The organism is Paenibacillus sp. FSL R7-0302, assembly GCF_038006885.1.
In the GTDB taxonomy this organism is placed as follows: domain Bacteria; phylum Bacillota; class Bacilli; order Paenibacillales; family Paenibacillaceae; genus Paenibacillus_AQ.
On record NZ_JBBOWB010000001.1, the window covers coordinates 2400910 to 2427564 of the forward strand.

The following is a 26655-nucleotide window of genomic DNA, read 5'->3' on the forward strand; positions in this document are numbered from 1 at the left end:
CTACAATAGTGGCGAGGTATACCATATCAATGTTAAACACCGAGATCACCCTTTCTTCATTTTGGTAATAACTTGAAGACGTTTCGTTATGTTCCGAGTTTATCATCACACTTTAAGAATTGTCAAATTTAATTTTGTGGCGGAGACGGCATGTTGCCGTAATACCGCTTCGATTTGGTGAATTGAAGTTTTTTGGGTATGATTGGGGTAGAGGGGAGGAGTGGAGAGATGAACATATTAATTAGTCCGGAAGCAGCCGCCTGGTTCAAAAGAGAACTGAGCCTCCAGGAGGGTGCATATATCCGGTTGTTTCCCCGGTACAGCTCAGGCGGAGGCCTGCATCCCGGCTTCTCGCTGGGCATTGCCACCGAGCAGCCTGGACGTCCTGCTGTGCAGTTCATGGAGGGCGGCTTGACCTTCTATATGGAAGAGCAGGATCTGTGGTATATGGAGGGGTACAATCTGTCGATTGTCTATTCACAGGCGGAGGATGACATCGAGTATAAGTATGAGCCTGTGCCGGTGGCATAAAGGGAGAGCTGCAGCAAAGGGCAGATCCCGGCACTGCCGGGGATGCGGAACAAGCCCTTGCCGTGAGGCAAGGGCTTTTACATGGGGATATGCCCCAAGGCCAACGAAGCTGCCCGCTGCTCAGGTGACGCGATCAGTGCGAGCTGCGGAAGGTCTCTTCCTCCATGGCGAACTCGAAATCATCAATGTCATACACCTGGACGGGAACTCCGCCTTCGATGATGCGCTGGATCAGCTCGAACTGGTCGGTCAGAATCGGCACCTTCTCACGCTGGGACGCCAGCAGCAGCTCTGTCTCAATCGGATCGAATGCTTCTCCGTAGGAGGCATTGTCAACGCTGTTGATAATGGTGATCTGCGCGTGTCCGCCGAGGAGGATACCGGAGCTTTTGGCCCAGGGGACGTTCAGGCAGCGGTTGATCTTCTTGGCATTCAGCGGCTCCTCGAAATAGTTGATCAGCTCGCGGATTCTGAGTCTGACATGCTTGTCATCATCCGCCTGGCTCATCACCGGCTCATCGCTGTCCCGCAGCTCGTAAAGCTCCATAATTGTGGTATAAGGGACTATATATTCTACAGGGCTCCGCGGGATGAGAAGCTGGCCGTAAATCGCCATCATGACGGCTTCCGTCACAAATTGTCTGGGCATCATTATCCTCCTGAATTTCGGTACTGCAACCGTAACTGTTTAAAAATAATAAAACACTGCAGCGCGCAAATGTCAACTGCACCCTGATGAAGAATGAATTGGAAAGGACCTGACACGCTGTGAAACCTTGGAAATCTTATTATACCTTTGTTCGGCCGTATATGAAATGGATTGTGCTCACTCTGATCATCGGGATGGTCAAATTCAGCATTCCGCTGACGCTGCCGATGATTCTGAAATATGTGGTCGATGAGCTGCTGGGTAATCCGGCACTGACGATAGCGGAGCGGGTCTCGAAGCTGATGACAGTGATAGGCGGGGGCCTGATACTGTTCGTGATTGTCCGCGGGCCGGTGGAGTATTACCGCCAGTATTTCGCCCAGTTGATTACGAGCAAGGTGCTATTCGATATGCGCAATAAGCTCTACGGGCATCTGCAGCGGCTGTCGTTGCGTTATTACCAGAATACGAAGGTGGGCGAGGCCATCTCCCGGTTCATTAACGATGTCGAGCAGTCGAAGAACCTGGTTGAGGTCGGAATGATGAATGTCTGGCTGGATATGTTCACCCTGCTCTTCGCCCTGGGCTTCATGCTCTATCTGAATCCGGTGCTGACGCTGGTAGCGATTGCGATTCTGCCGCTGTATGGCATTGCTGTTAATACGCTGTACAAGCGTCTCAAGGTGTTGACCAAAGACCGGTCACAGGCACTTGCCGTCATTCAGGGCTATCTGCATGAACGGATTCAGGGGATTGCGGTCATCCGCAGCTTCACGATGGAGCGGGTAGACCTGCAGCAGTTCGAGGAGATCAACGGCAAGTTTCTGCAAAAAGCGCTGGCGCAAACGCGGTGGAATGCCTTCACCTTCGCGATAATTAACACCTTGACCGATATTGCTCCGCTGCTTGTAATCGGATACGGGGGATACCAGGTCATCCAGGGCAATCTGACGCTCGGGACCTTTGTGGCCTTCTTCGGCTATCTGGACCGGATGTATGCGCCGCTGCGCCGTCTGATCAACTCCTCGACCGTGCTGACCCAGGCTTCGGCATCGCTTGAACGTGTGCTGGAGCTGCTGAATGAGCCGTATGATATTGTCGATGCACCGGGCGCGAAGCCGCTGCTGAAGCCAGCCGGGAAGATCGAATTCAACAACGTGTGGTTCAAGTATAGCGACGAGCACGAGTGGGTGCTGCGGGACATTAATCTGAGCATTGCTCCGGGCCAGACGGTGGCTTTTGTCGGAATGAGCGGAGGCGGCAAATCCTCGCTGATCAGCCTGATCCCGCGCTTTTATGATATCAGCGAAGGCAGTCTGCGCATGGACGGCCACGATATCCGCGGGCTGACCCAGGAAAGTCTGCGGCGGACGGTGGGCATGGTGCTGCAGGATAATTTCCTGTTCAGCGGTTCGGTACGCGACAATATCCGGTTCGGGAACCCGGAAGCGGGGGAAGAGGAGGTGATGAAGGCGGCGGTGTCTGCAAATGCCCACGACTTCATCATGCAGCTGCCTGAAGGTTATGATACCGAAGTGGGAGAACGGGGTGTGAAGCTGTCCGGCGGACAGAAGCAGCGCGTGGCGATTGCCCGGGTATTCCTGAAGGACCCCAAGGTGCTGATTCTGGACGAAGCGACCTCCGCGCTGGATCTGGAGTCCGAGCATCTCATCCAGCAGGCGCTGCAGTCCCTGGCATCTGAGCGGACGACGCTGATTGTGGCCCACCGACTGTCCACGATTACCCATGCCGACCAGATTATCGTGTTGGAGAACGGGGAGATCACCGAACGCGGCACCCATGAGGAGCTGATGGGACTTGCGGGGAGCTACGCCCGGCTGTTCAACGTTCAGCGGCTGGATGCATAACACGGCTATACTATTCTTAGTCAAAAGAAACAGGCTGCAAGTCCACCCGCTTAGGTGGACTTGCAGCCTGTTTCGTCTTGCCTGGGTCTTGAGGTGGCTACCGGCTTACATCCGGCCAATCAGCAGCGACAGGATGCCGGCGGCAATGAGCGGTCCCACGGGAACGCCTTTGAACAGAGCCACGCCAAGGACGGTTCCGATGAGAAGCCCGGCGACGATGGTCGGCTGGCTGCCCATAAGCACGGCTCCGCGTCCGCCCAGGTAAGCGACCAGGACGCCGACTCCGATGGCGGCCAGGGATTTCCAGTGCAGGAACGACTGGCCGACGGTCTGGAGGGAGATCTTCCCGCTGGCCAGCGGCGTCATGACTCCGATGGTCAGGATGATAATGCCGACGGTCAGCCCGTATTTCTCCAGCCAGGGAAAAGCCTGCTGAAGTCCCAGCACACGGATCAGCAGCAGCACGACCATGGCAATGGTTATCGGCGAGTTGCTGCTGACGACACCGAGCGCTGCCAGACCCAGCAGCAATAACGAGGTTATATCCATAACCTGGATACACTCCTTCTCTAAGTAAGCCTTGTGCTCACAATATGATCGGCAATCAGCTTGCCGTGCCCCCGCCCGCTCTCGATGAATACCTCGTTGGCGTTCCGTCCGGAAGCGATCACCCCGGCGACGTAGATGCCCGGTATATTGCTCTCCATTGTGGCGGGGTTAAAGGCTGGTTTATCCATAGAGTCATCCATCTGCACCCCGGCAGAGGTAAGCAGGGCCCTGCTCGGGCGGAAGCCGGTCATCGCCAGCACGAAGTCATTGTCCAGCTCGGTAATATCCCCATTCACGGAGGAGGTTACCCGCACCGAGGCCGGGGTGATCTCCGTGACGCGCGATTCCAGATGCAATGTAATGCTCCCCTTCTGCACCATGCTCTCGAAGATCGGACGCACCCAGGGCTTGATATTGTCCGAGATACTGCTTCCCCGGTAGACCATATCCACCTTGGCGCCTACCCGCAGCAGCTCCAGCGCGGCATCCACCGCTGAATTGCTGCCCCCGATTACAGTTACCTTCATGCCGGAATACGGATGAGCCTCGCCAAAATAATGCGTGACCTTCGGCAGCTCCTCCCCGGGAATCCCGATCAGATTAGGCTGGTCGAAGTAACCGGTAGAGATGACTACGTTCGCAGCGTAGCGCTGCTGCTCCTCGCCGCGCTTGTTGACCGTATGTACAACGAAGCTGCCATCCTCCTGCGGCAGAACGGACAACGCTTCTTCATAAGCGGCAATCTCAAGCTGATGCTGCGCGGCCGCACGGCGGTAGTAGACCAGCGCCTCATGGCGGTAGGGCTTGTCATTCGGAGAGGTGAAGGGCACATCTCCAATCTCAAGCAGCGGGGTGGTGCTGAAGAACTGCATGTTGGTCGGATACAGGTAGATGGAATGGACAATGAAGTTCTTTTCCACAATCAGGCTGGAGAGTCCTTGGCGCTGGCATTCGATGGCTGCAGACAGTCCGCAGGGACCGGCGCCGATAATAATAACGTCTAGCATAATATCTATGTCCTCCTAAGGTAGTATTCTATTCAGTAAATGGTACCTTATATTTTTGTTTTTTGCCATGGCCGGTGAATTCCGCAAATTGGGGATTGATCAGATGACAAGATGGGTATATAATTAGATATATATCTAAAATGTAAATTGGCAGCCCCCCAGACTGCCTTACGAATATCCGTAGGAGCGTGATCCCGCTTGCAGTTAGACAAAATTGTCGCCTATCACAAAGCTTTATCCGATCCCACCCGGCTGCGTATTCTTCTGCTCCTGTCCCGGGGCGAGGTTCACGGTCATGCCTTGGCCGAGAAGCTGAATCTGTCACAGCCTACGGTGACCCATCATGCAGCCAAGCTGCGTGAAGCCGCACTGATCCTGGAGCGCAGAGACAAGAACACTGTATATTTCAAGCTGAATCCCGAGTTTATCCAGGCAGGCTCTGAGGCCTCGCTGAAATTTATTTTTGCAAAGGGGGTGGAGGAGATGGAGGAAGAGTCGCCTGAACACAGTCTGAAGGAGTCGGTGCTCCGTAATTTTTTTGCCAAAGACGGACGCCTGCGCCAGATTCCCGCACAATACAAGAAGAAATTAATCGCGCTGCAATATATGGTGGAGAAGCTTGAACCGGGTGTGGTCTATTCGGAGAAAGAGATCAACGAGTTCATTAAGCCGTTCCACGATGATTATGCCACCATCCGCCGCGAGTTCATTATGCACCAGTTCATGTACCGGGAGAATGATAAGTACGAGCTTAACCCGCCGGAGCTGTGGACTCACTGGGAAAATGTCAAATAATGATCTAATAAATGGGGATTTTTTATGACAAGTGCGAAACTGCTGATTAATTGTTCAAATAACGAATAAAATGGAATTGTAAGCGTTATCTGACATAACTTCGAAAGGAGACCTTCAGTATGATATTCAAACGTGCCAAAAAAAACTTGCAACCCGTTCATCCGACCGTTACCTTGCCGCAGATCAAGCAGGCTGTAAGGCAATTTGAAGAAGATATGCCCGCTCCCATTAACCGTACCGCTCTGATCCAGGAAGATAAGAGCATTGACCTGAACCGGCTCAAACGTTATTTAGGCGGAGTTCCGCAGCAGAAATTCTATATGTCCAGCGAGACCTTTGAGATTTTTGAAGAATCTGACAAGCTGGTGCCTTACTACCTCGACATGGTTCAATCGGCGGTAGACAATTATATCAGTGACACCGGCAAGCTGCCGCTGCTCGAAGACGCCTGGCTCCCTGAGGTTCATTACCGGCTGCTGTCCACCGAGCGTTATCTGAAGGAGACACCGCCGTTCCCGCTCTACATTACCGATGAGGAAATGATGCTTACGCATCGCGCAGAGCATTTTGAACATTTTGAATCCTGAAAGCTCTACGTACCTGATTCCCCCTATATAGGCCATTCTGACGAAGGAGAGGTTGTCCTTCCTGGCGGAATGGTCTTTATTTTGCGCCCGGGAGCGTAGTACAATAAGCATCTGGTGCGTAGACCGCAGAAATGGACGACAGAAAGGGGAGCATAGACATGAGAGAGGTACAAGCTTTGCTGTTTGATCTGGACAATACCCTGATGGACCGGGATCAGACCTTCCGCAGCTTCAGCATGAAGTTTGTGCAGGATCACCTGGGACATCTTAGCGAAGAGCAGGCCGTGCAGGTGGTGGAGGATATGATTATCAGGGATGCCGACGGATACCGGGATAAGGACGGGTTCTTCGCGGAGCTTAGCGAGGTTCTTCCATGGGAGCAGGCATTGACCGCTGCGGACATCCGGGCCTATTATGACGAGACCTATATCCGCCACGGGGCGATGATGAAGCATGCGGTGGAGACACTGGAGTATTGCCGGGACCGGGGATATCCGCTGGGACTGGTCACGAACGGCGGCAGGGATATTCAATATGGCAAAATCGATCTGCTCGGACTCCGCGGCTACTTCCGCACGATCGTCATTTCGGGCGAAGCAGGGATCAGCAAGCCTGATCCGGCGATCTACCGGTTAGCTCTGGAACGTCTGGGCTCCACGGCGGAGCAGACTATATTCATCGGCGATCATCCGGTGAATGATATCTGGGGGGCGGCGCAGAGCGGGATGGATACGATCTGGCTGAAGCGCAACCACCCTTGGGATGAATCGCTGAATGTGAAGCCGGTTGCGGTTATTCAGGAGCTGGATGAGCTGCGGGGCATTATTTGAGAAAGTTAGGGCCTGCTGTTGACAAACGGCATCCGGGCCGTATATTATAACAACATATTATTTCGGAAGGAGACGATGTCAAATGGCAGTTTATACTAGCGGTTCAGGATTGGTTGCTACTGTTGTGGATACGTGTCTTCCGGGAAATGCGGCTGTGGAGTAATAATTGATCCCCAGCTTCGCAGGTAAGCTCTATGATGCCTTCTAGAGCCGCCGGGAACCGTATCGGTTCCGGCGGCTTTTTTGCGTGTGCAGATCCACTGCATCACGCCCAAAATAGCGGTGTCTGCTCCTTCTTCTTAAGAGTGAGTAGCCCCCGCTATTCTGGACTGACTCTGCCCGCAGCGGACGGTTCTTTGCTGTACAACAGCAAAAGCCGGACCGCAGCCGAGTCTGTCTCTGCCGCCGGAACCTTGGGTTCCGGCGGTTTTTTTGTGTGTCGTGACGAGCCGATGCTGCCCGGAGATACATGGATGATGTGATAAGCGGATGTATGATAATAACCCATTCAGGAGGAAATGCATGAATATCGATATCAAGCTAGAACAGTACGGCTGGAATGAAGAATGGAACAGAAAATGGACAGATAAGCTGCGGCTGCTGGACGACAGGGAGTATGCAGCGGGGCGGATTGCCGGAGATTTCGGCAGTAAATACAAGGTGATTACCGCAGCAGGTGAAATATGGGGCGAGCTGTCAGGCAAGTTCCGGCATTCGCTGAGCGGGTCCGGCGAGTATCCGGCGGTAGGCGACTGGGTGATCCTGGCGATGCAGGATGGGGGAGCGCATGCGGTGATTCATGGCGTGCTTCCCCGTCACAGCGTCATCTCGCGCAAGGTGGCGGGCCCGACCCAGGAGGAGCAGATTGTGGCTTCCAACGTGGATACCTTATTCCTGGTCAGTGCACTGAATGATGATTTCAATGTACGGCGGATGGAGCGTTATCTGATTATGGCCTGGAACAGCGGGGCGAATCCCGTCATTCTATTGACTAAGGCAGATCTGTGCACCGATGCGGAGCTGAAAATGACCGAAATGCAGCAGGCGGCTCCCGGTGTCCCGGTCCATGCGGTCAGTGCCTTGCTGAACGACGGGCGGGAGGAGCTGCAGCCTTATATTGGCTTCGGCCAGACGGTAGCCCTGACCGGTTCGTCCGGCTGCGGCAAATCGACGATGGTCAATTGGCTCAGCGGCCGGAATCTGCAGCTCACCCAGGATGTGCGGGAAGGGGACAGCCGCGGACGTCATACGACCACACACCGCGAGCTGTTTGTCCTCCCGGATGGCGGAATCATCGTCGATACGCCGGGAATGCGCGAGCTGCAATTGTGGGAGGATGACGGCGGACTGGACCTGGCGTTCGGTGAGATCAGTACGCTTGCGGCGGAATGCCGCTTCAGTGACTGTACTCATACACGGGAGGAAGGCTGCGCCGTGCTTGCGGCTGCCGCGAGCGGCGTGCTGGACGGGAAGCGGCTGCAGAATTACCACAAGACACAGAAGGAGCTGCAATTCCAGAACAGCAAGGAAGTGCGACAGAAGCGCAAGACAGCCGCCGCCTCCACCAAAAGCACCCCGCCCCGTGCCAAGGGCAACAGCTGGCAGCGGGTGCTGGACGAATATTGAGCGGCGATGAAATCCCAAGGCGTTGTAGAAGCATAGAAGCGAGCATGGGAATAGGGATGAAAGTTTGCATAACAGAATAAGCTTACTGGATGCTAAGCATTGTGTAAGCAGGAGCTACGCCACCTGGAGTAGTTGGAAAAACGTATCTTAATTTGGTGGTTCGGGAGCTATAGAGGAAATTAGTTGGATAAACGTCATTTGTTACACCGTAAAAGCCTCGATTGGGAAGAGTTGGAGGAGATTAAGTGCCATTTTTCCAACTGCTCTCTAGCTTGAGGTCTCTTGTTCGATAGCAAGTGGAGAAAATCCACCTGCTTCAGCAACTTTTATAGCAGTGGTATCTGGAGAGCACAGCGACTGTAACAACGGTCCGTTCACGGAGCGTCCACCCAAGCGCTCACGTTGATCTAACTCCAAAAAAAAGAGCTGTCCCAAGCAGCCACTTCATGGCATTTGGGACAGCTCTTCATATGCTCTCAGAAAGTCTCCCTACGGAGACTTTCAAAAAGCTATTTATGATCAGATTAGAACGAAGCTGCTGCTGTCTTAGCCAGTTGCAGACCGGAAGCGATAATCTCAGCGGATTTATCCGGGTTCTGGTTGTGTCCTTCGATGATGACCTGTGTAGTTTCCTTGAAGCCCCAGAAGTTCAGGTTGCCCATGATGAAGTTCACGGCCATTTCAGCACTTGCTGCCGGGCCTGCGGAGTACACACCGCCTCTGGCGTTCAGAACAGCTGCTTTCTTGCCAGTCAACAGTCCTACAGGACCTTCAGCAGTATACTTGAAGGTAGTTCCAGCCTGGTTCAGGTAGTCGATATAAGTGTGCAGTACAGCCGGAACGGTCATGTTCCAGAGCGGGAAGGCAAAGACTACTTTGTCAGCGGCCAGGAACTGGTCCAGATATTTCTTAACAAGTGCAGCGCCTGCTGCTTCTTCAGGAGTGGCTTCGAAGCCTTGGGCTGCTTTGTATACGCCAGTGATGAGTGTGTTATCGTAGTAAGGAAGCTGTTCAGCGAACAGGTCGAGTTCAGTGATCTGGTCCTGCGGATGAGTCTCCTTGTAGCTGGACAGGAATTCGTTGTAGAGCTGAACACTTACGGATTGCTCGGCAGGGCGGTTATTGGCTTTGATAAACAGTACATTCGACATTATGATTTCTCCTTAGGTATACATTTAATATTAACTATCGATAATATAGCATTTAATATTTAGTTTGTAAATATCCGTCGGATAAATTTTTTTTCTGCTTACAGAAGCTGCTATCCTTCGCAAATGTACCATATCTTCTATAACGGATTCCTAATTTGCCGCTGAAAGGCCCATATGTAGTTTGACTAATTTCGCAAGCGGTGCAGGTGCGCATCAGGACAAGTTTAGGGGATCAGCGGTCCGGTTATATAGGTGATATAAGGAGAAGAGGAAATGATTCCCTCTCCAGATCACGGGACTAAGCCCCCATTTAAAGGAGCGATTGACATGTCCATCGACCGTTTCATCCTGAAGAAGCTGGACAGCTGTCACGAAGAGCATACCCGGCGTAACCTGGTGAAGTTGTTCAAATTGCGAATTAAAAAGGCGGAGAAAGAGGAGAACCGGAACCTACGGATTGGCTGAGTGACGGTATAATTACTGCTAAGCGCCTACCATCCTATAAACTAAGCGCATCCCCTCAACATGCGGGTATGTGCTTATTTGTTGTGTACCTTTATATTTATGCAAGTATGTACTTATTCAGGCAAAAAAATATCCCTCTGTTTAATAGAGGGATAAGGCCAATGAATCATTTTCACTGTAACTGTGCAATATAGCTTCTGAGCCTTTAATTTCGATACTGATCAGGGAATTCAAACAGGTCTGCAGGGCGTTTTTGCCTTTTTGAATTTTGAGTTCAAGGGTGCTGTTGAGCAGTCGAAGTACTTTTTGGGTCGGCTGTTTGTTTTCTGTTGTGAAATATACAGGGACAAGCTTGTTTTGAAAAGTGATGAGCATTCTCATTTTGAAAACCACCTCGCTAAAAGTATTTCATGGTATTGATCTTACCCTGTGTTTCTTAATTTTACCTTAAAATTAGCTTATGATAACATAAAGATTGCAAGTTTTATAGTTTTGCAGTTTTTTTGAAAGCCACTCATTTACAGTTATACTTACATGTATGCCTAATAAGGAAGGGATAAAGAATGTGAATAAGCAAGATTGTATCTGTCTGGCACAGTATTTATTCCCGGGTGAGACCCGGCGTAGAGTGGTGGCAGAGCTCCTGCACACAGCCTCCGGCTCCAAGCGGATCTGCAGAATGAAATTCAATGAGCGTGAATATGCGCAGGATGTATGCCTGCAAGTACATAAGGATAAGATCCTCCTGACGGGGTTAACGGAAGAGGACGATTTCAGATACGAGCTGAAGGAGCCGGCAGAGATGAAGCGCGCCTGCTATTACCTGTTCAATTGCTTCGAGCGTGCGCAGCCCAGGAAGCCGTCCGCTCCTGCGGTATTCCTGTCCAGACGGAGTTATGAGGAGATTCATGAGAAGGCCGGAACATGGACGTTGTGTGTGCTGGCGGCTTCACTGGAAGCGGAGACAGGTGATCCTGACAGCTCTGCCGAATTGGCTAAAGTGCTTAAGAACCGGACAGCGTCCGGTGAACTGCGGTTATGTGCGAGGAATGGGGAAGGCTGGACCCTGCAGGAGATTTCTTACATTGAAGCTTCTTCGGGCGGATGGCTAATGCGCAGCAGCAGTGAGCAGGAAGACGGTTATATCATTGCGTTCCCGCTGACCCGGGCGGAGCTGTGTCAAGCTTTTGGGGAATGGCTGCTCTATTAAGATTGTTCTTGCAAAATAACCTCGGCGGAAGCACCGCCCCATTCTGACGAGTCCGGCTCGCTGGTCCGGTACAGCGTGAATACGGCGCTGCGATCATTCATAGAGCGGGCTGGGTTGACGAACTGAATATAATGTAAGCGCTTCATATATTGCACTTTAACCTTTCCATAGACTCCCGCATATGCATAGAGCAAGGGCGAAAGACCCGGAAGGAAAGGAGTGGAGAGGATGAAAGGGTTCAAAAAACTGTCATTGCCGTTCTTGTTGATGCTTGTGCTTGGCTCTGTTCTTGCAGGCTGCGGCAGTAAATCCGCTAATGTCAAGGTGAAGATCGGCGAAGTTACCCGTTCCGTGTTCTATGCGCCTGAATATGTGGCCTTATCGCAGGGCTTTTTCAAGGATGAAGGGCTGGATGTGGAGCTGCAGACGATACCTGGCGGAGATAAAACCATGACGGCCCTGCTCTCAGGGGCAATCGATGTAGCGCTGGTCGGTTCGGAGACCTCCATTTACGTGTACCAGCAGGGGGCGGATGATCCTGTAATTAATTTTGCGCAGCTTACGCAGCGGGATGGAACCTTCTTGTTCGCGCGTACACCGGACAGCCATTTTACATGGGACAAAGTGAAGGGCTCGACCTTCCTGGGGCAACGGCAAGGGGGCATGCCGCAGATGGCGGGCGCATTCACGCTGCGCAGCAAGGGGATTGATGCGGGGAAGGATCTGACGCTGATCCAGAACATTGATTTTGCCAATATTGCCGGTGCATTTGCTTCCGGGACCGGGGATTATGTGCAGCTGTTCGAGCCTCAGGCATCGATCTTCGAGAGTGAAGGCCGGGGCCAGGTGGTCGCTTCCTTCGGGGTAGAGAGCGGTTATCTGCCGTATACGGTATTCATGTCCAAGCAGAGCTACATCACTAAGAATCAGGACACGGTGCAGAAATTCACCAATGCGGTCCAGCGTGCCCAGTTATGGGTGAAGGCTCATAATCCTGAGGAGATTGCTGACGCGGTCATGCCGTATTTTGAAAAGATTGACCGGGGCATTGTAGTCTCTGCCATCAGCCGTTATAAGGAACAGGATACCTATGCGGTGAATCCGGTAATTGATGACAAGGAATGGAATAATCTGCTGGATGTCATTGACCAGGCCGGTGAGCTGAAGGAACGGATTCCAGCCGCTAAGATTGTGAATAACAGCTTTGCAGAGCAGGCAGAGAGCACCATTAAGGAGTGAGGAGGCCGACCACTATGCTTCCAGTAGTCGAGTTGAAGGAAGTCACGCACGCCTATCTGGGAGACCGCGAGGCTTCGCTTGCGATAGAGGATCTGAATCTCAGCGTCGGCCAAGGCGAGTTCGTCAGCCTGGTCGGACCGAGCGGCTGCGGCAAAACGACGATTCTGTCGATCATCGCCGGGCTGCTGCAGCCTTCACGCGGTGAGGTGCTGCTCAGCGGACGTAAGGCCGCAGGACCTTCGCCGGAGGTCGGCTATATGCTCCAGCAGGACTATCTCTTCCCCTGGAGGACGATTGAGGATAACGCGCTGCTCGGGCTGGAGCTGACCGGAAGGCTCACCGGAAGCTCGCGTGCCAAATCGCTGCAGCTGCTGGCCGATATGGGGCTGGAGGGCAAGGAGCAGGCTTATCCGGCACAGCTCTCGGGAGGGATGCGCCAGCGTGTCGCTTTGGTGCGGACACTGGCTACAGACCCCGGCCTGCTGCTGCTCGATGAGCCATTCTCGGCGCTGGACTACCAGATTAAACTGCAGCTGGAGGATCTGGTCTCGGAGACGCTGATGCGCCGGGGAACCACGGCGATTCTGGTTACGCATGACCTGTCTGAAGCGATTGCGGTCAGCAGCCGGGTCATTCTGCTCCAGCCGAATCCGGGCAGAATCCGCAGGATTTTTGAGATTCCGGAAGTGATTCGCAGAACACCGCCGCTGTATGCGCGGGACCTGCCGGGCTTCGCCGGGCTTTTTCACGAGGTATGGAAGGAAATGGAGCTGGCAGGGAGGGAAGAGATGTGAATACAGAAGCGCAGCCCCGTGAGACGGCTTCCCGTGCGCAGTGGCTCGAACAGAAGCATGCGGATTACAGGAAGAAGAAGCTGCGCCGCAAAAGTCAGGTGCTTATGGTCCGGAGCAGCCTGCTGCTGGTGTTCTTCGTGCTCTGGGAAGCCGGGGCCAGAATGGGCTGGATCGATGAGCTGCTGTTCAGTTATCCGACGAAGGTCTTCGGTCAGATCTGGGAAGACATGGTCAGCGGCAGTCTGTGGCCGCATCTGGGAATGACCGTGGGCGAGACCGCAGTGGGTTTTATTCTGGGCACCTTAATCGGGACGCTGCTGGCTGTCGTCATCTGGTGGTCACCTTTTCTGTCCGCCGTCCTGGACCCTTATATGGTCGTATTCAACAGTATGCCGAAGGTGGCGCTGGGGCCGATCTTCATTGTAATGTTCGGGGCAGGCTTCACCGCCATTGTCATTACCACCTTATCCATTACCGTGATTATCACGACTCTGGTGGTGTACAACAGCTTTTGCAGCGTGGACCCGAATCTGGTCAAGGTGGTCCGCTCCTTCGGTGCCTCCAAAAGCCAGGAGTTCTGCAAAGTCATTCTCCCGGCGTCGTTCCCGGCGGTGGTCTCCACCCTCAAGGTGAATGTCGGCATGTCCTGGGTCGGCGTTATTGTCGGTGAATTTCTGGTGGCGAAATCGGGGCTGGGGTATCTGATCATCTACGGCTTTCAGGTGTTCAACTTCACCCTGGTCATGTCGAGTCTGCTCATTATTGCGGCTGTGGCTACGGCCATGTACCAGCTGGTGGTGTATGTGGAGAAGCTGCTGCTGTCGAGGCGGTAAGAATCATGTCATATTGTGTCTCTTGGCAAAATCTTGTACCATGACTATATCTTTATTTGAATGATGAAGCTTAACGGTGTAGGAGAGATATTCACATGGGATTTCGTATTATTAAAACGGCGGCTGCAACTCTGCTGTCTATTCTGCTGGCAGCCGCCGCTGGTATCCCTAATGCGCAAAGCGCGGGACTGCTGGCCATTCTCGGGGTGGAAACGACCCGTAAAAGGAGTCTACGCACGATTTCGGCGCGCTTCTTCGCCTCATTGGTGGGACTCTTTTTGGGCTGTATTCTATTCTTCGCCCTGGGCTTTCATTATTGGGTACTCGGACTGTATGTATTGTTCGGCTTCCCGCTGATTGTCAAAGCCGGCTTCAAGGAAGGGATCGTCACCAGCTCGGTAATTGTGTTCCGCGTATTTGGACAAGCTGATATCACGGTTCATATCCTGCTGCAGCAGGTGGAGCTGCTGATTATCGGCCTTGGCTCGGCCGGCCTTGTGAACTTCATCTATATGCCGGAGACCGGCGGGATGATTGCAGGCATCCGCAAGGAGGTGGACGGCTACTTCTCGGTGATCTTCCGGCAGATGGCCAGGACGCTCCGTGATCCCGGCTATATCTGGGACGGGAAAGAGCTGATCGGGGCAGGGGAGACCGTGCAAAAGGGGCTGAGCGCGGCTTCCAGGGAAATGGAGAATCATGTGATTCATCCGGATGAAGCCTGGAACGTGTACTTCTATATGCGTAAAGAGCAGCTGGAGTCCATCCAGAATATGATGCAGCTGCTCTCGCAGGTGTACCGCCAGCTGCCGCATGGGGATATGGTGGCAGAGCTGTTCGACCAGCTTAGCGGCGATGTGCTGGCTGAGGAATATACCGGCCGGACCGAGCGGCTGCTGGAGGAGCTGCAGCAGGAGTTCCAGGAGATGGAGCTGCCGGATTCGCGCGAGGAATTCGAGATCCGCTCCGCGATTCTGCAATTATGCCGCGAGCTTGCGCTGTATCTTAAGATTGCCAAGCGCTATAAGAGCCCGGTGGAGCTGCGTCCGGCTAAGGACAAGCAGCCTGCGAAAGGCAAAGCATAAGCAAATCCATGTAATTTAGGTGTCAGGTATTCACATTCCGGTGTAAAATAACGATAAGAAACATAAGCACCCAAAGTGAGCTTGTCTCTTAAGTTATGTCCAAAACCCAAGAATCTTGGTCTGGCAGGTGAGGAATATGAATAACAGCAATGATCAATATATCGGCAAACAGCTGGTAGCGAACCTTTTTAATCATAGCGGTGTATTTGTCTTGCCGGCATTGACCCTGCTCACCGGAGAGCATATCCGCCTGATTACGCAGCACAAGATCGTTCTGGAGCCGCAGGATGTGGTCCAGGTCGACAGCGCTGCATTCTATCAGCTGGCTGTGGATGATTGTACGGCGGCGATGGAGAGTATTTTTGAGCAGCTGCGTTATACGAAGACGAAGCGTCTGCCGATGATTGAGCTCAGGAATGAAGTGATCCCGTTCATCCAGCAGGTGAGCGAGAAGAATGATTTCTTCGGAATATTGTCTGCGCTGCAGACTAAGGATGACTATACATACAGGCATAATGTGGCGGTGGGCATCATCTCTACGCTGCTCGGCAAATGGCTGAAGCTGAAGCCGGACGAGCTGAGCATGCTGACGATTGCTGCGACGCTTCATGATATCGGCAAAATTATGATTCCGGCCGAGATCCTCACCAAGCCGGGTCCGCTGAGTGAGGATGAATATGCCCTGATGAAAAAGCACACCACCTATGGCTATGAGATGATCCGCGATACGGTGGGCACCAATCATATGCAGGCGCTTGTGGCGCTGCAGCACCATGAGCGGATGGACGGCAGCGGCTATCCCTTCGGCGTGCTGGGCCACCGGATTACGGATTTCAGCAAGATCGTGGCGGTGGCGGATATTTTCCACGCGATGACTTCGGACCGGTTCTACCGTACAGCCGCGCCGCTGTATGAGGTGCTCAAGCAGATGGACGAGAACGTCTACGGCAAGCTGGACCCGTATATCTGCAGTGTATTCATTAATAAGCTGATGCAGTCGATGATCGGCAATGAGGTGCTCCTGACGGACGGGCAGATCGGCAAAATCATTATGATTCTGGCCCATGACCCGCTGCGTCCGCTGGTGAACATCGGTGAGGACTTCATCGATCTCAGCCGCCACCGGCAGCTTGGCATCGTACGTGTACTTTCCTAGCAGGGGGCCTCTGCTCTTCCCAGCTTAAGATGTTGGCACAATAAAAAGTAGCGGTTTTCCCGGTTTGGGGGAGCCGCTACTTTTGTTGTTTTTCAGGTCAGGAGACTCATAATGGACTAAATCCGGCAATAAAATGAAGCAAAGGGCTTCAGTTACGGCATCTGAGGGCTTACCCAAATTTATTTCTACTCTAACAATCAACAAATGCCCAGAACGTGCATACACTTGATAGTGAATGATTGTATGGAGGAGGTTCAAAGATGTCATTAAGCCATAAACGTCAAACAAGGGAGATCATTACGAAGGCAATTTGCGGCAAAGGTCGTAAGTTCTCTACAGCAACCCATACCGTGACTCCGCCACATCATCCGACTAGTATTCTGGGGGCTTGGATCATTAACCACCAGTACGAAGCGGTTGCCGCCGGGAACGGAATCGAAGTAATCGGTACCTATGATGTGAACATCTGGTATTCGTACGACAAAAACAAGCAGACCGAGGTTGCCAAGGAAACGGTCTCCTATGTGGAGCTTATTCCATTGTCGTACCTCGACCCGAGACACCGTGCTTCCACGGCACAGGTCTCTGCGGAGGCAACGCAGGAACCCAATTGTGTGGAAGCCGGGGTATCGCCGGGCGGAGGCAGTGTGACACTCCGGGTGGAACGCGAGTTCGATGCGGAACTGGTGGCTGAGACCAAGCTCCGCGTGTTTGTCAGTGATCAGAGTGACGATCTGGAAGACAAGGATTATGATTTTGAAGGCGAGAACTATGATTACGATGATATGGACCCTGACGCTCTGGATGATGAGCTCTAGGAAGGAATGCGCCGCTGCCTGAAGTACTGTGTGGGTTATGATCCATTATATGATGAGAGGGCAGCGGCGTAGAGGGCGAATGCCCTCTTTTTTTTAAAAATGCAAAATAATTTTTTGAACGTTAAATGTATGCTTCACGCTGAGCATTATCCTTCAAGGCGAAATGAAGCGGAGAGGGATGCTGGAGCGGGAGGAGCGGCAGCCACTGTCTGTGGGCTTTGGCTGTAACATGATAGCGTCATTGCGATTTCGAAATGAATTGGGGGTCAGGCTTCCTCAGCGGCTTATCGCTCAAAGGGTATTGTCCGGTACAGGACGGTGCGCGGGGGGATATGGCCCTGAGGAATTTTCGTATGGGCGGAGGCATTAGACATGAATGAAGGGCTGAACGTATTCCGGCAGCTTGCGCCGGAGCAGATCGAACGCAGGCTCCGGCGCTGCGGGATTGAGGCCGACTCCAATTCTATCGGCAGAGGGTCGCGGCGGCAAGATACAAGAGACATCCGTACCCAGTCGCATGGACAAGACTCCGAAAGCTACAGACAGCACTACCGTGTGCTCATCTTCAATCTGGCCGTGCTGGACTGCCAGCCCCTTGGAGCGGGGGCGGCTATGGGCGGGGGGCTTGGGGCTGGATGGTTGGGTGGGGATGGGAGTGGTGGAGCAGGAGCTGGGGGGCAGGGTGATTATGGGAGTGGTGGAGTAGGAGCTAGAGGGCAGGGAGAGTATGGGAGTGGTGGTGGAAGAGTTGGAAGGCAGGGAGAGTATGGGAGTGGTGGGGTAGGAGCTGGGGGGCAGGGAGAGTATGGGAGTGGCGGGGGAGGAGTTGGGGGGCAAGGCGGGAATGAGAGAGATGGAGTAGGAGTTGGAGGGCAGGGTGAGTATGGGAGTGGTGGAGTAGGAACTGGGGGGCAGGGTGAGTATGGGAGTGGCGGGGTAGGAGCTGGGGGGCAGGGTGAGTATGGGAGTGGTGGAGTAGGAGCTGGGGGCAGGAGGAGTATGGGAATGGAGAGGAAGCGTTTGGCAGTTTAGGTGGCGGGGGAAGTGAGTTGCGGGGTTCTGCGGGGGTTCTGCGGACTACTGCGGTGCGGGCGCTGTATAGCCTGGGACTGGATAGCGGCGAGGTGGAGCTGCGGGCCATGGGCGGGCGGCGGTATATGGTGACAGGCATCACTCCGGTGCTGCCTGATCCCGCAGGAGCGCTGCCTGAGCCGTACCGGTCAGCATCCGCAGCGCTTGCGCGGATGCTTGACAGTGAGCAGCCGGGCCGGCCGGGGCTGCTCATGGGCATGGACCCGGAGTTCCTGCTGCTCCGGGAATCCTCGGGCCGCGTCGTGCCGGCGTCGCGGTACCTGCCCATGGACGGCGTCGCGGGCTGCGACGCCGGACCCCGGGAACGCGCGGCGTGTTCCCGGTGGCGGAGCTGCGCCCTGCGCCGCGCGGGGAACCGCGCGCGCTGCTGGCGCAGCTGATGTCCGCCGCACGCGAGGCGGACCGGCTCATTGCCGACCGCTCGCTCCGCTGGCGGGCGGGAGGTATGCCGCTGCGGGGCTGGGCCCTCGGCGGCCACCTGCACTTCAGCGGCGTCACGCTGTGTGCGCCGCTCCTGCGCGCGCTAGATAACTATCTAGCGCTGCCCTTGTTCCTGCTGGAGGACATCCGGGCTGCGGCCCGGCGTCCCCGCTATGGCGTGCTCGGCGATTTCCGGCGGCAGCCGCATGGCGGCTTCGAGTACCGGACCCTGCCGAGCTTCCTGGTCTCCCCGGTCATCGCCAAAGGCGCGGTCTGTCTGGCTCACCTGATCGTGAGCCATTATGAAGACCTGCCGCTGCGCCCGCTCGACCGGGAAGACCTGCATGCCGCCTTCTACAGCGGCTGCAAATCTCCTCTGCGCACAGCCTGGCCTCCCCTGGAGGCGCAGCTGCGCGCACTGGGCGGCTACGCAGCCGCCGCCCGGTGGATTGATCCGCTGCTGCGCGCCATAGCGGAGCAGCAGAGCTGGGATGAGTCGCGGGATATCCGCGGCTCCTGGGTACGCAGCGCCCCGCCGGACTCCGGGGCGCTGCCTTCCGGGCGGGCGGATGCATATCAATAGAGCCCGCCGCCCGTCAAGTCCCGATAGCCGCCAGTTACAGCTTGACTGCACCGCCAGGTGTGGGAAGCTGTAGCTATGGCGGCTATATTTTTAAACAAACAATCGTACTCATGTACTCTCAATTACTCTGGCTTACTCTCCATTACCTAAGTTACTCAACCAATCCTCCCTTCAAACGTGCGCCCATTCATGAAGTTTCGTTCGAAGTGAACATTCAGCCATAGGTGTATTCTGTACAACTAAACACACTCCAAAAGAAGCTTTTTCTCTTCTAAGTGTAGTCTGTACAACTAAATTTGCCCGAATGGCGTGAACCCGAGTACAGATGGATTTTTAAATGTACAAACTACAACTAAACGGATAGTCGGTGGAATATCGGACATTTTAGTTGTACAAATTACAATTATGTATACCACTGTAGCTTGTATATAAAGGGGACACAGAAGAACCTCAAGATGCGGTTGGTCAAACTGCTGTTCGTTACTTCCACTAATAAAAATCTGACGTATTCTTACCAGTGCAAGTTACTATTCTAATCCCGCTATCGCAGCTATATGGGTCTGTTGAAGTAATTAACGAAGTGATTAACAAAGCTGATTATCTGAGTGATTGCATTTACTGCAGCAGAATCGCCGTTTGCCAGCGCTGAGATCCATTCTGATGTAGTTCGTACATTAGATTTCTGGGATTTGGTCCGAAAACTCTCCTTTTAAGGATTTCTAATGTACGAAGTGCAACAGATCCTATTTTTCAGACAATTACAGGGCCATCTAATGCACAAACTACAATAGAATAAAAAACCTGCCAGGAACTCTCATCACCATACCTGACTATGCTTGCCTAAGCCTCCGTCACCATATTTCGCACTCACACAAGCATCCGCATTTGCCACTCCGCACTCGCACTCGCGTATACGCATCTGGACCAAGTATTCTCACCTGGATTCCCACCACATATAGCCCGCACTCTGACCAAACATTCTCAGCCGCTCTTACTGCTCACCCACATCCCCGCACAGCCCCGTACTCCGCCTCACTCAGCCCCTAACACTCGCATCCCCCAAGTTACTCACGCTCCCCACATCCTTGCCCCGCCCCGCATTCCGCCTCACTCAGCCCCTAACACTCGAATCCCCCCAAGTTACTCACGCTCCGCACATCCCCGCACAGCCCCGTACTCCGCCTCACTCAGCCCCTAACACTCGCCCCCAAGTTACTCACGCTCCCCACATCCTTGCCCCGCCCCGTACTCCGCCTCACTCAGCCCCTAACACTCGCATCCCCCCCAAGTTACTCACGCTCCCCACATCCCCGCACAGTCCCGCATTCCGTCTCACCCCGCCCTTACACCCACCCCCCAACTAATATATCTCACACAATCACATTCAAGCCTCCCCCCACAAACCCCTAATCCCCAAGCGCCAGCCCGCCCGACATCCCCCTGAATACTCCCACCAACTTTTAGGAACCTTTGCGGGCGTGCCAGGGGTAACCCGGGGAGCGGAGTTTCTGCTATAATAGAGAACAGTATGAAGTAGGTATGGAGGTAGACGATGGCAAACTATACGCCGATGATTCAGCAGTATCTCAAAGTCAAGGAAGGGGCTAAAGACGCTTTCCTTTTCTTTCGCTTGGGCGATTTCTATGAGATGTTCTTCGAGGATGCGCTGCTTGCATCCAAAGAGCTTGAGATTACATTAACAGGCCGCGATGGCGGGATCGGGGAAAAGATTCCGATGTGCGGTGTACCGTATCATGCCGCCGAGGGGTACATACAGCGACTGATCGAGAAGGGCTACAAGGTCGCGATCTGCGAGCAGCTGGATGATCCTGCCGTGACTAAAGGGATGGTCCGCCGCGATATCGTCCGGGTCGTAACACCGGGTACCGTGATGGACGGTAAGATTATTTCGGACAAAAGCAACAACTACCTCGTCTGCGTAACAGAGGAAGACGGGATGATGGCGCTGGCTGCCTGCGATTTAACGACAGGTGAGCTGTATGTCACATCGGTACTCGCAAGCACCGAGTGGCTGCGCGACGAGATCGGCATCTACGAGCCTGCAGAGATTATCGGGGATTCGGCCCTGCTGGAGGAGCTGCGCAGTGAAGCTTCCCTGCTGGCCAAGCCTGTGGTCTATACGCCGTGGGACAAGCAGGAGGAGGCGCTGGCCCGCCGCCAGTTCGGCGAAGCGGCCTGGGTCCGGCTGGAGAAGGAGCGCGGCCGTGTGCTGGCGCTGCTGATCTCCTATTTCAGCGAGACCCAGCGGCGTTCACTCGGACAGCTTACCCAGATCTCACCTTACGAGCCGGGAAATTATATGATTCTCGATCCGTTCACCCGGCGGAATCTGGAGCTGACCGAGACCGTGAGGGAACGCTCCAAAAAAGGCTCGCTGCTCTGGCTCCTGGACCGCACCGAGACCTCGATGGGCGGCCGCCTGCTGCGCCGCCGGATTGATAAGCCGCTCTTGCAGCGCGCGCCGATTGAGCGCCGTCTGGAAGCCGTCGACTATCTGTATAACCAGTTCATCGTCCGCGAGGATCTGCGCGGGGCGCTGAAGGAGATCTACGATCTGGAGCGGCTGGTCGGGCGGATTGCCTTCGGCAGCGCGAACGGGCGCGATATGAACGCACTGAGGCTGTCCCTGGCCCAGATTCCTGCGCTGAAGGAGATGTGCCTGACCTCTGGCTCGTCCACCTTAAGGGAGATCGGCGCGTCCATGGACGAATGTGCGGAGCTTCGTGAGGATATTGAACGGGCGATTGTGGAGGATGCACCGGTGTCCGTGCGTGACGGCGGAATCATCCGCGCGGGCTACCATGAGCGGCTGGACGAGCTGCGGGAAGCCAGCAGCAGCGGCAAGCGCTGGATTGCCGAGCTTGAAGCGAAGGAACGCCAGGTGACCGGGATCAAATCCCTCAAGATCGGCTACAACAAAGTCTTCGGCTATTATATAGAAATCACCCGCTCCAATCTGTCCGCGCTGCCGGAAGGCCGCTATGAGCGCAAGCAGACACTGGCTAATGCCGAGCGGTATGTCACCCCGGAGCTGAAGGAGAAGGAAGCGCTGATCCTGGAGGCCCAGGATAAGATGACAGATCTGGAATACAGTCTGTTCACCGAGCTGCGCGAGCGGATCAGCAGCCAGGTTCCGCGTCTGCAGGCGCTGGCCGAGAAGGTGGCAGAGATTGATGTGTATCAGTGCCTCGCAGCAGTCAGTGCGGAGCACCGGTTCGTGAAGCCCAAGCTGTCCGACAGCTATGATCTGCGGGTTGAAGGTGGACGCCATCCGGTTGTGGAGGCGGTGCTGAAGGATTCGGCATTCATTGCGAACGGGAGCACGCTAAGCAAGGACGAGGGCAATATCCTGCTGATTACAGGACCCAACATGGCCGGCAAAAGCACGTATATGCGCCAGGTGGCGCTCATCTGCATCATGGCCCAGATCGGCTGCTTCGTGCCTGCAGCCAGCGCCGAGGTGGCGCTGATCGACCGCATATTCACGCGGATCGGTGCAGCGGATGACCTGATCGGCGGCCAGAGCACGTTCATGGTCGAGATGGCTGATATTCAGGTCATGACCGAGAAAGCCACCGCCCGCAGCCTGATCATCATCGATGAACTGGGCCGGGGGACTTCAACCAGCGAGGGGATGGCGATTGCCCAGGCGGTGATCGAATATGTGCATGATACCATTGCCTGCAAGGCACTGGTCTCCACACATTTCCATGAGCTGGCCCATCTGGAGCAGAGCCTTGAGGGGCTGCGGAATTATTCGATGGCGGTACAGGAGAGCGGCGACAAGGTGAACTTCCTCCGTAAGCTTGTGCCGGGAGCTGCGGACAGCAGCTACGGGATCTATTGTGCAAGGCTGGCTGGATTGCCTGAAGGAATTATTGACCGGGCTTACGGGCTGCTCCAGAGCATCGAACAGGCTTCTCCGCCGGGCAGTACATCGCTGAATTACGGCACGGGTTACAGTGACCGGAGCGGGAGCGGAACGGTTATACAGGAGCATCAGGCTACCGCTGCGCAGACGCCGGATGCCGGAGAAGGAGCTGCCCCAGTCAGCCAGTCCTATTCGGCTGAACGCACCACCCAAGCTTCAGCCCATTCGGACCCGTCTTCCGAAGCCGCCGCTTCTATGGCTGCCGGACAGCGTGAAGCTGCCGTTACCCTTGCTTCTCCTGTAGAGGAAGAGGACAATGAAGTGGTGCAGCTGTCTATCTTTGGCGAGGAAGAGCCGCGCAAGAACCGCAAGGTCGGAGCCGTGGCACCTGCCGTCAAAGACAATCCGCTGCTCAAAGAGCTAATCACCGCCGTGCAAGGCGCGGATCTGATGAATATGACCCCGCTGCAGGCGATGGGCCTGCTGAATGAGCTGAAGCTGAAGGCAAGGGAGCTGTAGTTCAGCGGAACTGCTGCCGTTGAAGGCGTGCTTAAAACCAAATACGTTTGGCTGTTACAGCGGAATAAGTAGCAAATATATGTGAAAAACAGCATACATTGTGCTCGCAAGCAGGCACACGGCCCGAATATATGTGAAAAACAGCATACATTGTGCTCGCAAGCAGGCGCACGGCCCGAATGTATGTGAAAAACAGCATACATGGTGCTCACAAGCAGCCACACGGCCGAATATATGTGAAAAACAGCATACATGGTGCTCGCAAGCAGCCACACGGCCTAAATATATGTGAAAAACTGCGTACATTGTGTTCTCAAGCAGGCACACGGCCCGAATGTATGTGGAAAACAACATACATGGTGCTCGCAAGCAGGCATACGGCCCGATGTATGTGAAAAACAGCATACATTGTGCTCGCAAGCAGGCATACGGCCCGATGTATGTGAAAAACAACATACATGGTGCTCGCAAGCAGGCGCACGGCCCGAATGTATGTGGAAAACAACATACATGGTGCTCGCAAGCAGGCACACGGCCCGAATGTATGTGAAAAACAGCATACATTGTGCTCGCAAGTAGACACACATCTGAATGTATGTGAAAAACAATATACATTGTGTTCGCAAGCAGGCATATGGCCTAAATATATGTGAAAAACAGCATACGTTGTGCTCGCGCGAAGGTAATCTTATTCATCCGTTAGAATGATTATCTCTTTGATACGGTACGTCCTTTAAAAGGACCGCAAAGGACGGCAAAGCCGTTTCTACTTGTCCGGATAAGGCTTTTACAGACCGTTAATGATCAATATTATCAATAAAATAAATACATGCGGGGTGAACGAATATGGCTAAAATTCATGTGCTGGATGAGCATATTGCCAACCAGATTGCTGCCGGGGAGGTAGTGGAACGTCCTGCTTCTGTAGTGAAGGAGCTTGTCGAGAACGCGATCGATGCGGGCAGCACCCGCATTGAAGTCTCTGTGGAAGAGGGGGGACTGCAGAGCATCCGGGTGAAGGATAACGGCTCGGGGATCGAGCCGGAGGACTGCGAGACCGCCTTCTACCGCCATGCGACCAGCAAAATTGCCAGCGGCCGTGATCTATTCCTGATCACCAGTCTCGGCTTCCGTGGAGAAGCGCTGGCGAGTATCGCAGCGGTATCGAAGCTGACGCTGCTGACCGCAAGCGGAGACGACGGGAAGGGACGGGTACTGGACATTGAGGGCGGCAGGCTGATCCGTAATGAAGATGCAGCTTCCGGCCAAGGCAGTGACCTTACCGTGCGGGAGCTGTTCTATAATACGCCTGCCCGCCTGAAGTATATGAAGAGCATCCAGACCGAGCTGGGCCATATCTCGGATGCCATGTACCGGATGGCGCTGGCCCACCCGGATATCTCCTTCACCCTCCAGCATAACAGCAATCAATTGCTGCATACGCTGGGCAACGGAGACCTGCTGCAGGTGATTGCTGCTGTATACGGCACCTCAGCGGCTAAGGCCATGCTCCCTGTGTCGGCGGAAGATCCGGACTTCCGGATCTCCGGCTATATCAGCCGTCCCGAGTGGACACGCTCGAACCGCAATGCGGTGACGACGCTGGTCGGGGGACGTTACATCCGCAGCAACGGGCTGAACGCGGCGATCATGCGCGCTTACCATACGCTGCTGCCGATTAACCGTTATCCGCTGCTGGTCCTGAAGCTGGAGATGCACCCGTCACTCGTGGATGTCAACGTGCATCCGGCCAAGCTTGAAGTGCGCTTCAGCAAGGAACCCGAGCTGTACGGCTTCATAGAACAGCAGCTCCGCTCGCTGCTGATGGGCCAGAGCCTGATTCCGCGCCCTACCAAGGAGATCATCGGCGGCAAGAACAGCAGCTCCTTCATTCAGGAGCAATTCGCCTTCTCCAAAGGCGCGGCTCCGGGCAATATCCAGCAAGGCACGGAAGCGGGCGGTGCGGATATGTCAGCAGCTCCGCGCAGCAAGGGCCAGGGAATGCCTGGCGCTTCCAGCGGCGGAGGGGGCAACCAGCTGCCTTCCAGCGGAGGGAGCGGCGCTCCGTTCTCCGGCAGCGCTGGTCCATTAACGGACGCTGCCGCTCCAGCCGCAGAAGGCCCTTATGCGGCTTCCCAAGCATCCGGGAATACCCGGCCTTATAGCGGCAGCAATGCACAGGAGCAGCAGCAGGCCAGAGAGACGGCTGCTGCTTACAGCGGCGGGAACACCGCCCAGGGTTCATACCGCCAGCCGTCCTCCGGCCCCCGCGACAGCTACCGCCCTCCGGCAGCCATCGCTGGCCGGGGGCAGCAGCAGGCGGCCGGGGAGCTATATGCTCCTGCGGAGCAGACCGGCACTGGTCTTCCGCAGTTTCCTGAGCTGAATTATATCGGCCAGCATCACGGAACCTATATTATCGCCCAGAATGACAGCGGATTGTACCTGATTGACCAGCACGCTGCGCATGAGCGGGTGAATTATGAATTTTACTATGAGAAATTCGGCAAGCCTGAAGATGCCTCACAGGAGCTTTTGCTGCCGATTACGCTGGAGTTCACGCCTTCGGAGAGCAGGCAGCTTAGCGAACGGCTGCACTGGTTCGAGCAGGCGGGGGTCGTGCTTGAGCATTTTGGCGGGCAGACCTTCCTGGTCCGTTCCTTGCCGTACTGGTTCCCGGAAGGGGATGAGAAGGCGGTCATCGAAGAGATGGCGGAGTGGGTCTTAAGCGAACGGTCGATTGACCTCGCCAAGCTGCGTGAGAAATCCTCCATTCTCTGCTCCTGCAAGGCTTCCATCAAAGCCAACCAGAAGCTTACAGAGCTGGAAGTGGAATCGCTCCTCACCAGGCTCGCGGCCTGCCGTCAGCCTTATACCTGCCCGCATGGACGCCCGATCGTTGTGTCGTTCTCGGCCTATGATCTGGAGAAGCTGTTTAAGCGCGTTATGTAGTGGC

25 protein-coding genes and 1 pseudogene are annotated in these 26655 nt (G+C 54.6%); 19 read left to right on the forward strand and 7 right to left on the reverse strand.

Translation table 11 applies throughout. The features are described from left to right. Positions 1-228: 228 nt before the first annotated feature. Positions 229-531: a HesB/YadR/YfhF family protein gene (locus tag MKY96_RS10470; RefSeq protein WP_339310032.1), complete on the forward strand. Its 303-nt coding sequence runs from the start codon at positions 229-231 to the stop codon at positions 529-531. A 133-nt stretch (positions 532-664) separates the two neighbouring features. On the opposite strand, the gene MKY96_RS10475 is transcribed toward MKY96_RS10470, so the two are convergent. Next, complete coding sequence (locus MKY96_RS10475; RefSeq protein ID WP_076085194.1) at positions 665-1180, reverse strand: ADP-heptose synthase; 516 nt, start codon at positions 1178-1180, stop codon at positions 665-667. Between the two features lie 119 nt (positions 1181-1299). Between MKY96_RS10475 and MKY96_RS10480 the strand changes: the two genes are divergently transcribed. Next, the gene (locus MKY96_RS10480; protein WP_340940234.1) at positions 1300-3048 is read left to right on the forward strand and encodes an ABC transporter ATP-binding protein; all 1749 of its coding nucleotides are present in this window, start codon (positions 1300-1302) and stop codon (positions 3046-3048) included. 105 nt (positions 3049-3153) lie between these two features. Here the strand turns inward: MKY96_RS10480 and MKY96_RS10485 are convergent, their stop codons facing one another. Continuing rightward, positions 3154-3597 (reverse strand): DUF441 domain-containing protein, encoded by a 444-nt coding sequence (locus MKY96_RS10485; protein WP_340940236.1) that lies wholly within the window; start codon positions 3595-3597, stop codon positions 3154-3156. Between the two features lie 20 nt (positions 3598-3617). After that, the gene (locus MKY96_RS10490) at positions 3618-4604 is read right to left on the reverse strand and encodes a YpdA family putative bacillithiol disulfide reductase (protein ID WP_340940238.1); all 987 of its coding nucleotides are present in this window, start codon (positions 4602-4604) and stop codon (positions 3618-3620) included. Positions 4605-4802: 198 nt separating this feature from the next. On the opposite strand from MKY96_RS10490, the gene MKY96_RS10495 reads away from it, so the two are divergent. The 5 genes from MKY96_RS10495 to rsgA all read left to right on the forward strand — a co-directional run bounded on the left by MKY96_RS10495 (position 4803) and on the right by rsgA (position 8442). Continuing rightward, entirely contained in the window at positions 4803-5399 is a 597-nt protein-coding gene (locus MKY96_RS10495; RefSeq protein ID WP_340940239.1) for a DUF2087 domain-containing protein, read from the forward strand. Between the two features lie 119 nt (positions 5400-5518). Further along, positions 5519-5986 (forward strand): DUF3939 domain-containing protein, encoded by a 468-nt coding sequence (locus tag MKY96_RS10500; protein WP_076085209.1) that lies wholly within the window; start codon positions 5519-5521, stop codon positions 5984-5986. A gap of 158 nt (positions 5987-6144) precedes the next feature. Continuing rightward, positions 6145-6816: an HAD family hydrolase gene (locus MKY96_RS10505; protein WP_340940240.1), complete on the forward strand. Its 672-nt coding sequence runs from the start codon at positions 6145-6147 to the stop codon at positions 6814-6816. 194 nt (positions 6817-7010) lie between these two features. Then, positions 7011-7298: a hypothetical protein gene (locus MKY96_RS10510; protein ID WP_340940242.1), complete on the forward strand. Its 288-nt coding sequence runs from the start codon at positions 7011-7013 to the stop codon at positions 7296-7298. A gap of 40 nt (positions 7299-7338) precedes the next feature. Further along, positions 7339-8442 (forward strand): ribosome small subunit-dependent GTPase A, encoded by a 1104-nt coding sequence (gene rsgA / locus MKY96_RS10515; RefSeq protein WP_340940243.1) that lies wholly within the window; start codon positions 7339-7341, stop codon positions 8440-8442. A gap of 524 nt (positions 8443-8966) precedes the next feature. Here rsgA and MKY96_RS10520 read toward each other — a convergent pair. Beyond that, on the reverse strand, positions 8967-9593 hold the full coding sequence (locus MKY96_RS10520) for an FMN-dependent NADH-azoreductase (RefSeq protein WP_340940244.1): 627 nt from the start codon (positions 9591-9593) through the stop codon (positions 8967-8969). Positions 9594-9920: 327 nt separating this feature from the next. Here MKY96_RS10520 and MKY96_RS10525 point away from each other — a divergent pair, with 327 nt between their 5' ends. Beyond that, complete coding sequence (locus tag MKY96_RS10525) at positions 9921-10058, forward strand: hypothetical protein (RefSeq protein ID WP_179090468.1); 138 nt, start codon at positions 9921-9923, stop codon at positions 10056-10058. Between the two features lie 141 nt (positions 10059-10199). Here the strand turns inward: MKY96_RS10525 and MKY96_RS10530 are convergent, their stop codons facing one another. Next, positions 10200-10439, reverse strand: coding sequence for a hypothetical protein (locus tag MKY96_RS10530; protein ID WP_036699054.1), 240 nt, complete (start codon positions 10437-10439; stop codon positions 10200-10202). A gap of 184 nt (positions 10440-10623) precedes the next feature. Here MKY96_RS10530 and MKY96_RS10535 point away from each other — a divergent pair, with 184 nt between their 5' ends. Next, entirely contained in the window at positions 10624-11268 is a 645-nt protein-coding gene (locus MKY96_RS10535) for a hypothetical protein (protein ID WP_340940245.1), read from the forward strand. Here the strand turns inward: MKY96_RS10535 and MKY96_RS10540 are convergent. Continuing rightward, positions 11265-11414: a hypothetical protein gene (locus MKY96_RS10540; RefSeq protein ID WP_340940247.1), complete on the reverse strand. Its 150-nt coding sequence runs from the start codon at positions 11412-11414 to the stop codon at positions 11265-11267. The two genes, MKY96_RS10535 and MKY96_RS10540, sit on opposite strands and share 4 nt — an antisense overlap. An 82-nt stretch (positions 11415-11496) precedes the next feature. On the opposite strand from MKY96_RS10540, the gene MKY96_RS10545 reads away from it, so the two are divergent. The 6 genes from MKY96_RS10545 (at position 11497) to MKY96_RS10570 (ending at position 17193) form a co-directional block, all read left to right on the forward strand. Next, a complete protein-coding gene (locus MKY96_RS10545; RefSeq protein WP_340940248.1) occupies positions 11497-12507 on the forward strand; it encodes an ABC transporter substrate-binding protein in 1011 nt (336 codons plus the stop codon). 14 nt (positions 12508-12521) lie between these two features. Beyond that, positions 12522-13301: an ABC transporter ATP-binding protein gene (locus tag MKY96_RS10550; protein ID WP_340940249.1), complete on the forward strand. Its 780-nt coding sequence runs from the start codon at positions 12522-12524 to the stop codon at positions 13299-13301. A gap of 80 nt (positions 13302-13381) precedes the next feature. After that, on the forward strand, positions 13382-14134 hold the full coding sequence (locus MKY96_RS10555) for an ABC transporter permease (RefSeq protein ID WP_445322071.1): 753 nt from the start codon (positions 13382-13384) through the stop codon (positions 14132-14134). 95 nt (positions 14135-14229) lie between these two features. Next, entirely contained in the window at positions 14230-15219 is a 990-nt protein-coding gene (locus tag MKY96_RS10560; RefSeq protein ID WP_340940250.1) for an aromatic acid exporter family protein, read from the forward strand. Positions 15220-15355: 136 nt separating this feature from the next. Then, positions 15356-16375 (forward strand): HD-GYP domain-containing protein, encoded by a 1020-nt coding sequence (locus MKY96_RS10565; protein ID WP_036699042.1) that lies wholly within the window; start codon positions 15356-15358, stop codon positions 16373-16375. Between the two features lie 260 nt (positions 16376-16635). Then, positions 16636-17193, forward strand: coding sequence for an outer spore coat protein CotE (locus MKY96_RS10570; protein ID WP_076085230.1), 558 nt, complete (start codon positions 16636-16638; stop codon positions 17191-17193). Positions 17194-17559: 366 nt separating this feature from the next. Here MKY96_RS10570 and MKY96_RS10575 read toward each other — a convergent pair whose 3' ends face one another. After that, positions 17560-17712, reverse strand: coding sequence for a hypothetical protein (locus tag MKY96_RS10575; protein WP_340940252.1), 153 nt, complete (start codon positions 17710-17712; stop codon positions 17560-17562). Here MKY96_RS10575 and MKY96_RS10580 point away from each other — a divergent pair. The 4 genes and pseudogenes from MKY96_RS10580 (at position 17711) to mutL (ending at position 26651) form a co-directional block, all read left to right on the forward strand. Continuing rightward, entirely contained in the window at positions 17711-17899 is a 189-nt protein-coding gene (locus tag MKY96_RS10580) for a hypothetical protein (RefSeq protein WP_340940254.1), read from the forward strand. The two genes, MKY96_RS10575 and MKY96_RS10580, sit on opposite strands and share 2 nt — an antisense overlap. A 583-nt stretch (positions 17900-18482) precedes the next feature. Beyond that, positions 18483-19288 (forward strand): annotated as a pseudogene (locus MKY96_RS10585) (putative amidoligase domain-containing protein). 1552 nt (positions 19289-20840) lie between these two features. Further along, positions 20841-23699 (forward strand): DNA mismatch repair protein MutS, encoded by a 2859-nt coding sequence (gene mutS, locus MKY96_RS10590; protein WP_340940255.1) that lies wholly within the window; start codon positions 20841-20843, stop codon positions 23697-23699. Positions 23700-24545: 846 nt separating this feature from the next. Beyond that, positions 24546-26651, forward strand: a complete 2106-nt coding sequence (gene mutL / locus MKY96_RS10595) for a DNA mismatch repair endonuclease MutL (RefSeq protein ID WP_340940256.1) — start codon at positions 24546-24548, stop codon at positions 26649-26651. Positions 26652-26655: the final 4 nt, after the last annotated feature.